The organism is Streptomyces ziwulingensis (assembly GCF_039542605.1).
Lineage (GTDB): Bacteria > Actinomycetota > Actinomycetes > Streptomycetales > Streptomycetaceae > Streptomyces > Streptomyces ziwulingensis.
The window spans coordinates 15,522-29,311 of record NZ_BAABIG010000013.1; the positions used below are offsets into that span (position 1 = coordinate 15,522).

10 protein-coding genes are annotated in these 13,790 nt (G+C 74.3%); 1 reads left to right on the forward strand and 9 read right to left on the reverse strand.

Annotation, left to right across the window (positions count from 1 at the left end; all coding sequences use genetic code 11):
- Positions 1-34: 34 nt before the first annotated feature.
- Entirely contained in the window at positions 35-1,414 is a 1,380-nt protein-coding gene (locus tag ABEB00_RS05910; protein WP_345617838.1) for an alpha-lytic protease prodomain-containing protein, read from the reverse strand.
- Between the two features lie 195 nt (positions 1,415-1,609).
- A complete protein-coding gene (locus tag ABEB00_RS05915) occupies positions 1,610-3,274 on the reverse strand; it encodes an alkaline phosphatase D family protein (protein ID WP_345617839.1) in 1,665 nt (554 codons plus the stop codon).
- 668 nt (positions 3,275-3,942) lie between these two features.
- Between ABEB00_RS05915 and ABEB00_RS05920 the strand changes: the two genes are divergently transcribed.
- Entirely contained in the window at positions 3,943-4,827 is an 885-nt protein-coding gene (locus ABEB00_RS05920; RefSeq protein WP_345617840.1) for a GNAT family N-acetyltransferase, read from the forward strand.
- Positions 4,828-4,884: 57 nt separating this feature from the next.
- Here ABEB00_RS05920 and ABEB00_RS05925 read toward each other — a convergent pair whose 3' ends face one another.
- The 7 genes from ABEB00_RS05925 to ABEB00_RS05955 form a co-directional block, all read right to left on the reverse strand.
- On the reverse strand, positions 4,885-6,195 hold the full coding sequence (locus ABEB00_RS05925) for an FtsX-like permease family protein (RefSeq protein ID WP_345617841.1): 1,311 nt from the start codon (positions 6,193-6,195) through the stop codon (positions 4,885-4,887).
- Between the two features lie 3 nt (positions 6,196-6,198).
- Positions 6,199-6,987 (reverse strand): ABC transporter ATP-binding protein, encoded by a 789-nt coding sequence (locus ABEB00_RS05930; protein ID WP_345618049.1) that lies wholly within the window; start codon positions 6,985-6,987, stop codon positions 6,199-6,201.
- Positions 6,988-7,185: 198 nt separating this feature from the next.
- Positions 7,186-7,875 (reverse strand): LutC/YkgG family protein, encoded by a 690-nt coding sequence (locus ABEB00_RS05935; protein WP_345617842.1) that lies wholly within the window; start codon positions 7,873-7,875, stop codon positions 7,186-7,188.
- Positions 7,872-9,374, reverse strand: a complete 1,503-nt coding sequence (locus tag ABEB00_RS05940) for a LutB/LldF family L-lactate oxidation iron-sulfur protein (protein WP_345617843.1) — start codon at positions 9,372-9,374, stop codon at positions 7,872-7,874. The genes ABEB00_RS05935 and ABEB00_RS05940 overlap by 4 nt, the downstream gene beginning before the upstream one ends.
- Complete coding sequence (locus ABEB00_RS05945) at positions 9,371-10,126, reverse strand: (Fe-S)-binding protein (protein WP_345617844.1); 756 nt, start codon at positions 10,124-10,126, stop codon at positions 9,371-9,373. The genes ABEB00_RS05940 and ABEB00_RS05945 overlap by 4 nt, the downstream gene beginning before the upstream one ends.
- A gap of 72 nt (positions 10,127-10,198) precedes the next feature.
- Entirely contained in the window at positions 10,199-11,644 is a 1,446-nt protein-coding gene (locus ABEB00_RS05950; RefSeq protein WP_345617845.1) for a rhamnulokinase, read from the reverse strand.
- Positions 11,641-13,680, reverse strand: a complete 2,040-nt coding sequence (locus ABEB00_RS05955; RefSeq protein ID WP_345617846.1) for a bifunctional aldolase/short-chain dehydrogenase — start codon at positions 13,678-13,680, stop codon at positions 11,641-11,643. The genes ABEB00_RS05950 and ABEB00_RS05955 overlap by 4 nt, the downstream gene beginning before the upstream one ends.
- Positions 13,681-13,790: the final 110 nt, after the last annotated feature.

Sequence of the window (13,790 nt, forward strand, 5' to 3'; positions counted from 1 at the left end):
GGCGGCGGGCCGTCGGCGGACCGTCAGCCGCCCGTCACATCCGCTGCCACAGCGCGGGCGTGCTCTCCGGCGCCCAGGAGTTCTGCGCCTGGTGGTCCCGCAGGCTCTGGTAGCGCCCGCCGGCGTGGGTCACCGCGGCCCCGGCCGGATAGACCCGCCCCGGCGTCCAGCCCTCGGCCGCGTTCTCGTCCGCCGGGGCGGGCAGGGTGGCCGGCGCCGCGTTCGTCCTCAGGGTGAGACCGTAGTCCGCCAGGACCGGGTTGACCGGCTGGAAGAACGTCGTTCCGCCGCTCGCGCAGTCGCCGGAACCACCGGAGGTGACGCCCTGGGCCTGGGCCCCGGCGACGAACGGACCGCCGGAGTCACCGGGTTCGGCGCACACCGTGGTCCGGGTCAGGCCGTCGACGGTGCCCTCGGCGTAGTCGACGCTCGCGTCGAACTGCTCGATGGTGCCGCAGTGCCAGCCCGTGGTGGACCCGGAGCGGCACACCGACGCGCCCACCAGCGCCTGCACCGAACCGGCGACCTGCACCTTCTCCTCGCCCTCACCCTTCACCGACGGGGTCGCCGTCCACTCGGCGTTGACCGCCACCCACGACATGTCCCTGCCGGGGAACGTGGACGCCCTGAACACGCCCTGCGCGCTTCTGTCCACGCCGGTCGTCACGGACCCCGGCCCGCCGCAGTGACCGGCCGAGACGAACCCCTGTTCCTGGTCCCTGGTGATGGAGAAGCCGACGGAACAGCGGGCCTCGCCGTCGACGTAGTACGGATCACCGCCGACGATGTCGGCCAGCAGCCGCGGCCGGTTGGCCGAGACCCGCACGCCCACGTCGCCCGCCGCGACCCCGGCCGCCCTGACGAAGGCCCGGCCGGCCGACTCGCTGGTGGCCTGGACGACGACCCGGTTGGCCGCCACGTCGACGTACCGGACCGGGGTGTCCGGGCCGGCCGACCGCCGGGCCGCGGCGTCCAGCTTCGCCTTGACGGCCCCCAGGTCGGTGAGGGACCTGCGGACGACCGTCGCGTGCGCGCCCTGCGCCCGGACGGCGGCCACCTGGGAGGCGTCGGTGGTGGCGACGGTGAGCTGCCCCGAGGTCGCGCCGCTCACCCAGGCACCCGCGAAGCGCGTCCCCAGGGTGTTGCGGAGCCGGCCGGCGCGGGTGCCCGCCTCGGCCTCGTTGACCAGCCGGGCCGCCGCCTGGTCCGAGGTCAGCCCCAGGTCGCGTTCGAGCGCGCGCAGCACCTGGGCCGAGGGGCGGTCGGCGCCGAGCGTCTGGGCGGCGGTGGGCAGCGGCCCCGGTGCGGGCGGCGGCCCCGCCGACGCGGCCGAGGGGACGGCGGCGGTCAGGACGAGGGCGCCGAGCGCGGTGAACGCGGCGCGGCGGCGGGCCGTGGCATGTCTGCCGACCATGCGATGTGCCTCCTTGAGAGGAATGCGAAAGTCCTAACCCTTGCCGGATTTCACCCCCTTGATGCGCGGTGCCCGCGAGGTTCGCGCTTTGGGGGACGGCGAACGGGTGACGGCGGCCGGCCGAGGGGCGCGGGCCGAGGGGCGCGGGCCGAGGGGCGCGGGCCGAGGGGTGCGGGTCGAGGGGTGCCGGGCGGTTCACGCCGGTTTCAGGCCCGGCGCGCCGGCCTCGGTGACGAAGGAGGCCGCGGTGGTGAGGGCGGCGCCGGGGGTGGAGATGGCGGCGACCGTCCTGAAGTCCACCTTGGCCGACTGACGGCCCATCTCCACCACGGCCATGCCGCGCCGGGCGTTGAAGAACTTCATGTGCGGGTTGGCCTTCATGTAGGTGTCCCACACGTCGGGCCGGTCCTCGCCGTCCTTGCCGCTGGCGACGGAGGTGCAGGTCAGCTCCGTGCCGACGGTCGCGGAGTCCGGGTCGTCGAAGTTCTCCTTGACGTCGAAGGCGTAGGAGACGTGCACGTCACCGGTGAGGATCATCCAGTTGTCGACGCCGGCGGCCCTGGCGCCGGCGACGAGCCGGCCCCGGGAGGCGCGGTAGCCGTCCCAGGCGTCCATCGACACGCGGGCGTCGGCGGTCAGGTCGAACTTCCGCTGGGAGAACGTCACCTGCTGCGGCATCACGTTCCACAGCGCGCCGGAGGCGTTCCAGCCGTCGAGCAGCCAGCGTTCCTGGGCGGCGCCGGTCAGGGTGCGCGCCGGGTCGTCGGACTCGGCGCCCGGGGCGTGCGGCCGGTCGTCGTACGCCTGGTCGGAGCGGTACTGGCGGGTGTCGAGAATGTCGAACTGGGCGAGCGTGCCCCAGTGCAGCCGCCGGTACAGCAGGGCGTCGGGGCCCTGGGGGAGCTGGGCGGCGCGCAGCGGCTGGTGCTCCCAGTAGGCGCGGTAGGCGGCGGCGCGGCGGACCAGGAACTGGTCCGGCGGCACGTCGTTCTCGGGGACGGCCCCGGCGTAGTTGTTCTCCGTCTCGTGATCGTCCCAGGTGACGACGAACGGGTGGGCGGCGTGGGCCGCCCGCAGGTCGGCGTCGCTCTTGTACAGGGCGTAGCGCAAGCGGTAGTCGGCCAGGGTCATGGTCTCGCGGTTGAAGACGTCGGGCAGCGTGATGTCGGTGTACCGGCGTTCGCCGCCCGCCGAGTTCACCGCGTACTCGTACAGGTAGTCGCCGAGGTGGAACACCACGTCGACGTCGGTCTCGGCGAGGTGCCGGTGCACGGTGTAGTAGCCGTCCTGGTACGCCTGGCAGGCGACGGCGGCCAGCCGCAGCGAGGCGGGGGCGGCGCCCGGCTCGGGCGCGGTGCGGGTACGGCCCGCGGGGCTGAGGTAGGCCCCCGCCCGGAACCGGTAGTGGTAGACGCTGTCCGGGTCCAGTCCCTTGACGTCGACGTGCACGCTGTGGCTGTACTCCGGATAGGCCAGGGCGGTGCCGCGCCGGACGACGGCGGCGAAGTACTCGTCGAGGGACACCTCCCACTCCACCGCCACGCGCTGCTGGCCGAGCCCGCCGCCCTCGGTGAACGGCTCCGGCGCGAGCCGGGTCCACAGCAGGACCGAGTCCGGCAGCGGGTCCCCGGAGGCGACGCCGAGCGTGAACGGGTCGTCGGTGATCCGTGCGGAGTCCATCTCGCTCGCGGCGGCGGCACCGCGGGCCGGCAGGTTGGTGGAGAAGGCGAGGGCGGCGGCGGCCGCGGTGACCGTGAGGAAGCGCCGGCGGCCGAGCTGCCGGGCGGCGGCGCCCAGCACGGCGTCGTGCGGGGAGAAGGCATGCTCGGCCAGTGCGCGGGGACGGCCCGGGAACGCCATGTGGGTCCTCTCGTACGGGACGGGCGGCGCGGGCGGTGGAAGGCGGACGGCACGGGGAGCCGCCGGCGCCGACGCCGGCTCGCGCACGCGGACCATGCATGCTAAGCAGACAAAACGCGTGAAACGGTCAGGGCTTGCGGGGTGATCACACAGGAGGCGGTACGCCTTCGTGGTCACCGGGGGAAACGCCGTACCTCCGGCCCGGCGCGTCCCGCCCGGGAATCTCACCCGGATGGCGGTACCCGCTCGACGGGCGGACGATGGACAGGCGGGGCCGGACGCTCGCCCGTGCCGCCCCGTGACGCTCGTGCCGCCCCGTGACGCTCGTGCCGCCCCGTGACGCTCGTGCCGCCCCGTGATGCTCGTGCGGCCACCGGGACGCTCGTGGCGTCCCGTGGGGACCGGGAACCGGGCTGGCGCTGGTCGGAGTCGGTCGCTCCGCTCGCGGGCACCGACAGGCGACGAACAGGTGATCATGCACGACTTCGCGGGGAGCATGGCGCAGGAGTACGCCAGGGCCGACTGAGTACCGCCGCGCACCGAACCGGGCACCACCGCGCACGGACCCGCGCATCCCCGCGGCCGACGGGGGTGTGCGGGTCACGGCGCGGTGGCCGGACTCCGACCGGACGGGCACCCGCGCCGGGCCGCGTCGGGGATCATGCGGCATGCGTCCCGACGAGTGGCACCTCACCGAAGACCTCGACGACTTCCACGCCCGAGCCGGAGACTTCCTGCGCTCGCGCCCCGCCCTGCACAACACGCTGCTGACGGACCTCGAAAGACCGCGCGGCCGCGGTCCGGAGCCGTCCGGCCCCGAAGCCGGCGCCTTCGGCCGGCTGGAGGCGGACGGCGTCATCCGCGCCGTCTGCTACCGCACCCGACGCGGCTACCTGAGCCTCACGCCCCTTGCGGCCGAGCGGGCCGCCACCCTCGCCGCCCACCTGACCGGCCTCGGCCACCAGCCCCGCGGCGTCATCGCCGACCACGACACCGCCACCGCCTTCGCCGGGGCATGGCAGCGGCACACGGGCGCGGCGCCGGTTCCCTTCTGGCGGACGCACCTCTACCGCCTGGGCACCCTCACCCCGCCCCGGCCGCACCCGGACGGCCGGGGCCGGGTCGCGGGCGGGCGGGACCATGAACAAGTGGTGCGCTGGTGCCGTGCGTTCTGCGCCGACGTCGACGAGCGGGTCTCCCTCGACGCCCTCGACGCCGGCCGCTGGGCCGACACGCGTTTCGCGGACAAGCACTTCACCTTCTGGGAGACCCCGGACGGCACCCCCGTCGCCATGGCGGGCGCGACGCCGATGGTCGGCGGCATGGTCCGGGTGGACCCGGTCTCCACCGCGGCGCCCTTCCGGGGCCGCGGCTACGCGGGCGCCGTGACCGCCGCGGTGAGCCGGGCCGCGCTGGACGCGGGCGCGACGGACGTCGTCCTGTACGCCGACCCGGCCAACCCCACCAGCAACGCCCTCTACCAGCGCCTCGGATACGTCCGCCTCCGCGACTTCACCGGCTACCGGTTCACCCGGGCCGAGCCGGCCCGCTGAGCCCGGAGCCTGACGAGCACGGCCGGACGGCCCGCCGCGGTCCCCGCCGGGCCGTCCTCACGCCGCCAGGGTGACCGCGTCCACCGCCGGGGTGCGCAGCACTCGCCGGGCCGTCGCCAGACTGGTCCCCAGCGTCACCGCCGCCGCGACCCCCGCCATGGTGAGCCAGATGCCGAGGAACCCGTCCGGCAGCACCGCGTCGCCCCGGACCAGCGTGAACGGCACGATCCCCGCCAGCGCGGCCACCGTGCCGCACAGCACGCCCGTCACCGTCAGCAGCACCCCCTCGACCCCGACCGTGCCCAGCACCTGCCCCGGCGTCGCGCCCGCGAGCCGCTGCTGCCCGAACTCGCGGGCCCGGTACGTCGTCGCCGCGTACAGCGAGTTGACCAGCATGACGCAGACGAAGACCGCGATGACGCCGACCACCGTGAGGTTGAGCGTCTCCAGGTTCTTGGCGTCGACCGACTTCACCAGGCCCGAGGCCGCGACGGCGTCGCTCTCCACGCCCTGCATGGTGAGCGTCGCCGTGGACACGGCCGTGAACAGGATCAGCGACATCAGGATCCCGGCCAGGTGCTCGGCGCGCTCGCGCAGATTGCGCACGGCCAGCCAGCCGCTCGCCCCGCGCAGCGGCAGCCGGTCGGCCACCGCCGTCAGCAGCCGCCGCGCCAGCAGCGCGAACCCCACCGACAGCAGGATCGCCCCGTACACCGCCGGCGCCATCAGCGCCTCGTCCGTCGCGGAGAAGGCGAACGTGGAGCACACGGACGCCGCGCCGGCCACCAGCGCCGCCGGGACCAGGAACCGCCGCGCCCGGGCCGGCCGCCCACCGCGCCGGGCCGCCCGCCGCACCGCGAGGAACGCGGCGCCCGCCGCCGCGAGCAGCGTGCTGCCCGCACCGGAGGCCAGCGCGACCGGACCGAAGACGAACTCCACCGACTCCGCGACCTGGCCGCTGTCCTGGAACACCGACAGCAGCGCCCGCCCGCCGAGCACCGCCGGGCCGACCGCCAGCGCGGCGCCCGCCAGCGCCATCAGCGCCGCCTCGCCCACGACCAGCCACCGGAGCTGCGCCGGGGTCGCCCCCGAGCAGCGCAGCAGCTCCAGTTCACGGGCGCGCTGACGCACGTTGACGGTCAGTGTCGAGGCGACCGCGAAGAACACCAGCAGGCTCCCGTAACCTCCCACGACCCCGGCCGACAGGCCGAGCGTCCGCGCGCTCACCGGATCGACGCCCTCGCCGGCCGCGGTGTCGTGCATCGAGTTGAACGCCATCACGACCACCGCGCCGAGGAACGCGGACAGCAGGGTCGCGAGGAACCGTCCGGGCCGGTGCCGGACCGACCGCAGGGACAGGACGAACATCGCTCACACCCCCGCCGTCGTCTCGTCGCCCAGGTGCGCCAGCCGCTCGGCGACCGCGTCCGGTGTCGGCGCGTCCGTCCGCCCGGCGAGCCGGCCGTCCGCCAGGAAGACGACCGAGTCGGCGTAACCGGCGGCGACCGGGTCGTGCGTCACCATCACCACGGTCCGGCCGTGCACCCGCACCACGTCCTGGAGCAGCCGCAGCACCTGCCGGGCGCTGCGGGTGTCCAGCGCGCCCGTCGGCTCGTCCGCGAAGAGCACCCGGGGCTCGGTGACCAGCGCCCGCGCGATCGCCACCCGTTGCCGCTGACCGCCGGAGAGCTGGTCGGGGCGGTGGCCGAGCCGGTCGCCGAGCCCCACCGAGGTCAGCACCTCCCGGGCCCGCCCCCGCTCGACGCGCCGCCCGGCCAGCTTCAGCGGCAGCACCGTGTTCTGCGCGACGGTCAGCGTCTCCAGCAGGTTGTACTGCTGGAAGACGAACCCCACCCGGCCGCGCCGGAACCTGGTCAGCTCCGTCTCGCTGCCACCGGTCAGCTCGGTGCCGTCCACCCGCACGACGCCGCTGTCCGGCCGGTCGAGACCCGCCGCGCACTGCAGCAGCGTGGACTTGCCCGAGCCGGACGGCCCCATCACCGCCGTGAAGGTGCCGCGTTCCAGGCCGAGCGTCACACCGTCCAGCGCGGTCACCGCGCCGCCGCCGGTCCCGTATCTCTTGGTGACCTCGACCAGACGCAGCGCCTCAGGGGCGGCGGGTCCCGTCTCGCGCCTCCTGTGCGAACCGGTACGGAACATCGTCATCACCCTCCCCGCGGCACGCCCTGTGCCCCGTGCCAAGAAGCTACGGAGACGGCGGCCGGGGCACACGGGGCGCAGTACCCGTATCACGGGGTGTACCCAGCGCCACCCCGGCGCGGGCCGCACCGGCCTCGGGAGCGGAGGCAGGAGTGCAGGGCCGGTGACGTCCCCGGGCTTCGCGGACGGCCCCGCCTGCTACCGGCTGCCCTCCGGACGCGACGAGGTGACCTCGCCGCCGGGCCGAGCGCCCACCAGCACCACCTCCAGGGTGCGCGGGCCGTGCACCCCCTCGACCCGGTCCAGCTCTATGTCGCTGGTCGCCGACGGACCGGAGATCCAGGTCAGCGGACGGGCCGGGTCGAGGCGTTCGAGGCCCTGCGGGACGGAGGAGACGACCTGCTCCGGCACCCGCACCACACAGATGTGGTGGTCGGGTACGAGCGTGAGGCGGCGGCGGCCCTGGTCGGGCGAGCCGTCCAGCACGATCGTGCCGGTCTCGGCGATCGCCACCGCGCAGGCCGTGACCACACTGTCGACGCCGTCCAGCTCCTGGGCGGTGCCGTCGGCCCGGTCCGCGACCCGGGTGATCCCGGTCGCCGCGAGCCAGGTGGCGTCCAGGCCCGGCGGCACGGCCACCGACTTCGAGCCGTGCCCGGCCAGCAGCCCGGCGATCACCGACGCCAGCTCGTCAGCGGTGCAGCGGTGCACGAGCGCCCGGTAGTCCGCCAGGTTCTCGGCCAGCAGCTCCACCGTCTCCCGCGCACCGCCCGTGCCGTGCTCCCGCAGATAGTCCCGGGGGACCGCCTGGGCGTACGGCACCTCGTCCCGCTCCACGTCCGCCAGGGCGCGCCGCACCCGGCCCAGAATCCGTTCCCTGCTGCTCACTTGACCGTGTCCTTCCCACCCCGCGTGCGCTGCCACCAGTCCCGGAACGGCTCCGCGGGCACCTGCGGCAGCTCCCTGGTCCCCGTCCACGCCCGGCCCGGACCGGGCAGGGTGCGCGGATGGAACCGGCGGGTGCGCGAGGCCAGCCGCTGGCCGGTGCGCAGGACGCCCGGATGCCCGAACGCCCACTGCGCGGCCCGCATCGCCGCCCGCTCCGCGGCGTGTCCCTTGGCCGGCTTCAGGACCACCTTGCTGCCCTGCCGGGTCGCCTCCCCGCCCTGCACCACCCGCTCCCGCAGATGCACCAGCACCTCGGGGATGTCGATGGCGACCGGGCAGACCTCGTAGCAGGCGCCGCACAGCGAGGACGCGTACGGCAGGGAGGCGTCGATCTCGCTGCCCGTGCCACGCAGTTGCGGGCTGAGGATGGCGCCGATCGGGCCCGGGTACACCGACCCGTAGGCGTGGCCGCCCGCCCGCTCGTACACCGGGCAGACGTTCAGGCAGGCCGAGCAGCGGATGCAGCGCAGCGCCTGGCGGCCGACCTCGTCGGCGAGGGTGTCGGTGCGGCCGTTGTCGAGGAGCACCAGATGGAAGGTGCTCGGCCCGTCCCCGTCGGTGGTGCCGGTCCAGGTCGAGGTGTACGGGTTCATCCGCTCGGCCGTGGAGGAACGGGGCAGGGTCTGGAGGAAGACCTCCAGGTCCTGCCAGGTCGGCACGATCTTCTCGATGCCGACGACCGAGATCAGCGTCTCGGGCAGGGTCAGGCACATCCGGCCGTTGCCCTCGGACTCGACCACCACCAGCGTGCCGGTCTCGGCGACCACGAAGTTGGCGCCGGAGACGCCCACCTTGGCGCGCAGGAACTTCTCCCGCAGGTGCAGCCGGGCGGCCTCGGCGAGTTCGGCGGGCGTGTCGGTGAGGCCCTCGGGGGCCGGCCGGCCCCACTCGCTCATCTCGCGGGCGAAGATGTCCCGGATCTCGCCGCGGTTGCGGTGGATGGCCGGCACCAGGATGTGCGAGGGCCGGTCCTTGCCCAACTGCACGATCAGTTCGGCCAGATCGGTCTCGTAGGCGGCGATGCCCGCCGCCTCCAAGGCCTCGTTGAGCCCGATCTCCTGGGTGGCCATCGACTTGACCTTGACGACCTCGCGCTCGCCGGTCTCCCGCACCAGGCGGGTCACGATGGCGTTGGCCTCGTCGGCGTCGGCCGCCCAGTGCACGGTGCCGCCGGCCGCCGTGACCGCCTCCTCGACCCGCACCAGATAGGTGTCGAGGTGGCGCAGCGTGTGGTCCTTGATCCGCTTGCCGGCCTCGCGCAGCTCCGCCCAGTCGGAGACCTCCGCGACGGCCGCCGCCCGCTTGGCGCGGATGGTGTGCGTGGCGTGGCGGAGATTCCCGCGCAGCGTCTTGTTGTGGACCGCCTCGCGCGCCGCCTTCGGGAAGGCCGGGTGGGCGGGCGGGGGAAATCCGGGCATTCCTACGAACGTGCCGCTCATGCCGCCGGTTCCTCCTCCGTGCTCGCCAGGATCTCGGCGATGTGCACCGACCGCATGCCGGTGCGCAGCCGCGTCATGGTGCCGCCGATGTGCATCAGACACGAGTTGTCGGCCGCGCAGAGCACCTCGGCGCCCGTCGACTCGGCGTTGCGCACCTTGTCCCGGCCCATCGCGGTGGAGACGTCGCTGTTCTTGACGGCGAAGGTGCCGCCGAACCCGCAGCACTCCTCGGCGCCCGGCAGCTCCACCAGGTCCAGCCCCCGCACCGCCCGCAGCAGATCGAGCGGCCGTTCCCCGAGGCCGAGGGAGCGCAGCCCGTGGCAGGTGGGGTGGTAGGTCACCGTGTGCGGGTAGTAGGCGCCGACGTCCGTCACACCGAGCACGTCCACCAGGAACTCGGTCAGCTCGTACGTACGCGGCACCACGGGCGCCAGGGTGGCCGCGAGGGTGTCCCCGCGGCCCTCCGCCCGCGCCCGTTCGCCCATCCTCGGGTACAGCTCCCGCACCATCGCCCCGCACGACCCCGACGGCGTCACGATCGCCTCGTAGTCCTTGAAGACCTCGGAGTAGTGCCGGGCCAGCGGCTCCGCCTCGTGGCGGTAGCCGGTGTTGTAGTGCGCCTGCCCGCAGCAGGTCTGGCCCATGGGGAAGTCGACCTCGACGCCCAGCCTGGTCAACAGCTTCACCACGGCCCGGCCGGTGTCCGGGTAGAGCGTGTCGTTGACGCAGGTCAGGAACAGAGCGACACGCATCGCGGCTCCTAGGTGTTGATCATCGGACGGAAAAAGGGTAGTGCGCGGGGCGGGCGACGGGGCAGACCCCGGTCACCGGCCGGTGAGCCGGGCCGCGGCCTGACGCCAGCGCGCGGTGTCCCCGCGCGGCTCGTAGCGGGTCGGGGCCTGGGTGCGCGCCAGCAGGTCGCGCATGCCGGCGAGATCGCCGACCAGACCGTCCGCCCGCGCCTGCACCAGGACGTTGCCGAGGGCCGCGGCCTCCGTCGGCCCCGCCACCACCGGCAGCCCGCAGGCGTCCGCGGTGAGCTGGCACAGCAGCGTGTTGCGGGTGCCGCCGCCCACGATGTGCACGACGTCGACCGGGTGGTCGGCGAGGCGCTGGGCCTCCTCGACCGCCGCGTGGTGGGCGAGCGCCAGGGAGTCCAGGATGCACCGGGTGGTCTCGGCGGGGGAGGACGGCACCGGCTGCCCCGAGGCGCGGCACGCCTCGGCGATCCGCTCCGGCATCCGGCCCGGCGCGAGGAACGCCGCGTCGCCCGCGTCCACCACCGACCGCAGCGCCGGCACCTCGGCCGCCGCGCGCAGCAGCTCACCGAGGTCCGGGTCGCCCCAGGCGCGCACGCACTCCTGGAGCAGCCACAGGCCCATGATGTTGCGCAGGTACCGGACGGTGCCGTCCAGCCCCAGCTCGTTGGTGAAGTTGGCGGCGCGGCTCTCCTCGGTCAGCACCGGCGCGGACAGCTCCAGGCCGGCCAGCGACCAGGTGCCGGTGCAGATGTAGGCGAACCGCCCGTCCGTGGCGGGGACGGCGGCCACCGCGGAGGCGGTGTCGTGCGAGCCGACCGCGGTCACCGGTACCGGACCGGTCAGCCCGGTCTCCTGGAGCACCTCGGGCCGCAGTACGCCCGCCGGGTCGCCGGGCAGGCGCAGCGGCGGGAAGAGACCGAGGTCGATGCCGAGCCGGCCGGCGACGCCGTGCGCCCAGTCGCGGGTGCGCGGGTCGACGAGCTGGGTGGTGGAGGCGTTGGTCAGCTCCGTGCCCAGCTCACCGGTGAGCCAGTACGTCAGCAGGTCCGGCACCAGCAGCAGCCGGCGCGCCGCGGCCAGTTGGGCCGTGTCACGGGCGGCGGCCAACTGGTACAGCGTGTTGAACGGCGCGTACTGCAGGCCGGTCGCCGCGTACAGCTCCTCGGCCGGCAGCGTCGCCCACACCTTCTCCGCGACGCCCTCGGTGCGGGCGTCGCGGTAGTGCACCGGGTTGCCGAGCAGCGCCCCGTCGGCGTCCAGCAGGCCGTAGTCCACGGCCCAGCTGTCCACGCCGACGGAGGCGACCTGCCCGGCCGCCCGCAGGCCGTCCAGCACTCCCCGGTACAGCCCGAGCACGTCCCACCGCAGCCCCTCGGGCACCCGTACCGGCCGGTTGGGGAAGCGGTGCGCCTCGGACAGCTCCAGCGAGCCGGGGCCGACGCGGCCGACCATGACACGCCCGCTGGAGGCGCCCAGGTCGACCGCGGCGTAGGACTTCACGGTGCTCATCGCAGGAACGCGGCGGCGACGCCGGCGTCCACCGGGACGTGCAGACCGGTGGTGTGGGTCAGCTCGCCACCGGTCAGCGCGAACACGGCGTTGGCCACGTGCTCGGGCAGCACCTCGCGCTTGAGGATGGTCCGCTGCGCGTAGAACTCGCCCAGCTTGTCCTCCTCGACGCCGTAGACGGCGGCACGCTTGGCGCCCCAGCCGCCCGCGAAGATGCCCGAACCGCGCACCACGCCGTCGGGGTTGACCCCGTTGACCCGGATGCCGTGCTCGCCCAGCTCGGCCGCGAGCAGCCGCACCTGGTGGGCCTGGTCGGCCTTGGTGGCGGAGTAGGCGATGTTGTTCGGGCCGGCGAAGACGGCGTTCTTGGAGGCGATGTAGACGATGTCGCCGCCCAGTTCCTGCGCGATCATCACCCGGGCCGCCTCGCGCGAGACGAGGAAGGAACCGCGGGCCATGATGTCGTGCTGGAGGTCCCAGTCCTTCGCGGACGTCTCCAGGAGCGGCTTGGAGATGGAGATGCCGGCGTTGTTCACGACCAGGTCCACACCGCCGAAGGCCAGCGCCGCCGCCTTGAACGCCGCGGCGATCTGCTCCTCGGAGGTGACGTCGACCGTCACCGCGACGGCCTTGTCCGCGCCGCCCAGCTCCTCGGCGACCGCGGCGGCGTTGGCGCCGTCGAGGTCCGCGATCACCACGCAGGCGCCCTCGGCGACCAGCCGGTGCGCGATCGCCTTGCCGATGCCGCTGCCCGCGCCGGTCACCAGCGCCACCCGGGTCGCCAGCGCCTTCGGCTTCGGCATCCGCTGGAGCTTGGCCTCCTCCAGCGCCCAGTACTCGATGCGGAACTTCTCCGACTCCTCGATCGGCGCGTACGTGGAGACCGCCTCGGCCCCGCACATCACGTTGACCGCGTTGACGTAGAACTCGCCCGCCACCCGCGCGGTCTGCTTGTCCTTGCCGAAGCTGAACATGCCCACGCCCGGGACCAGCACGATCGCCGGGTCGGCGCCGCGCATCGCGGGGGAGCCGGGCTCGGCGTGCCGCTGGTAGTAGGCGGCGTACTCCGCGCGGTACTCGGTGTGCAGTTCCTTGAGGCGTGCGACCGACTCCTCCAGGGACGCGGTCGCCGGCAGGTCCAGGACCAGCGGGCGGACCTTGGTGCGCAGGAAGTGGTCGGGGCAGGAGGTGCCCAGCGCCGCCAGCCTCGGGTGCTCGGCGCGGGCGAGGAAGTCCAGCACCACGTCGGCGTCGGTGAAGTGCCCGACCTGCGGCCGGTCCTGGGAGGCGAGGGCGCGCACGTACGGCGCCAGCGCCGCCGCCCGGTCCCGGCGCTCGGCCTCGGCCAGCGGCGCGTAACCCTCCAGCGGGCCGCCGAACGGCTCGGCCTTGCCGCGCTCGGCGAGGAACGTCTCCGCGGTGCGGATGATGTGCAGCGAGTTGCGCTCGCACTCCTCGGAGGTGTCACCCCAGGCGGTGATGCCGTGGCCGCCGAGGATGCAGCCGATCGCCCGCGGGTTGGCCTTCTTCACGGCCGCGATGTCCAGGCCGAGCTGGAAGCCGGGCCGCCGCCACGGCACCCAGACCACCGAGTCGCCGAAACACTCGGCGGTCAGCTTCTCGCCGTCGGCCGCGCAGGCCAGGGCGATGCCGGAGTCGGGGTGCAGGTGGTCGACGTGCGCGGCCTCCACCAGACCGTGCATCGCGGTGTCGATGGAAGGGGCGGCGCCGCCCTTGCCGTGCAGGCAGTAGTCGAACGCGGCGACCATCTCGTCCTCGCGCTCGACGCCGGGGTAGACGTCCTGGAGCGCGCGCATCCGGTCCAGCCGCAGCACGGCGAGTCCCGCCCCGGTGAGCGTGCCGAGGTCGCCACCGGACCCCTTGACCCACATCAGCTCCACGTCACCACCGGTGACGGGGTCGGTCTCGGTGCCCTTGGCGGAGGTGTTGCCGCCGGCGTAGTTGGTGTTGCGGGGATCGGAACCGAGCCGCCGCGAACGGGCGAGCAGGGCCTCGGCCTCGGGGTGGGGAGCCATGGTGTGCAGTCCTTTTCGAACGGGGGTGTACGAGGGCGGGGGAGGGGAGGCGCCCCTCAGGGGCGCGGGGAGGAGACGGTGTCGGTGTGCGGCCTCGCCGCGTGGGCACG

Coding starts and splice junctions, on each gene's coding strand:
- ABEB00_RS05945 (WP_345617844.1), bottom strand. CDS start 10,126: ATGCGTGTCGCTCTGTTCCTGACCTGCGTCAACGACACGCTCTACCCG.
- ABEB00_RS05920 (WP_345617840.1), top strand. CDS start 3,943: ATGCGTCCCGACGAGTGGCACCTCACCGAAGACCTCGACGACTTCCAC.
- ABEB00_RS05910 (WP_345617838.1), bottom strand. CDS start 1,414: ATGGTCGGCAGACATGCCACGGCCCGCCGCCGCGCCGCGTTCACCGCG.
- ABEB00_RS05930 (WP_345618049.1), bottom strand. CDS start 6,987: ATGTTCCGTACCGGTTCGCACAGGAGGCGCGAGACGGGACCCGCCGCC.
- ABEB00_RS05925 (WP_345617841.1), bottom strand. CDS start 6,195: ATGTTCGTCCTGTCCCTGCGGTCGGTCCGGCACCGGCCCGGACGGTTC.
- ABEB00_RS05940 (WP_345617843.1), bottom strand. CDS start 9,374: ATGAGCGGCACGTTCGTAGGAATGCCCGGATTTCCCCCGCCCGCCCAC.
- ABEB00_RS05950 (WP_345617845.1), bottom strand. CDS start 11,644: ATGAGCACCGTGAAGTCCTACGCCGCGGTCGACCTGGGCGCCTCCAGC.
- ABEB00_RS05955 (WP_345617846.1), bottom strand. CDS start 13,680: ATGGCTCCCCACCCCGAGGCCGAGGCCCTGCTCGCCCGTTCGCGGCGG.
- ABEB00_RS05915 (WP_345617839.1), bottom strand. CDS start 3,274: ATGGCGTTCCCGGGCCGTCCCCGCGCACTGGCCGAGCATGCCTTCTCC.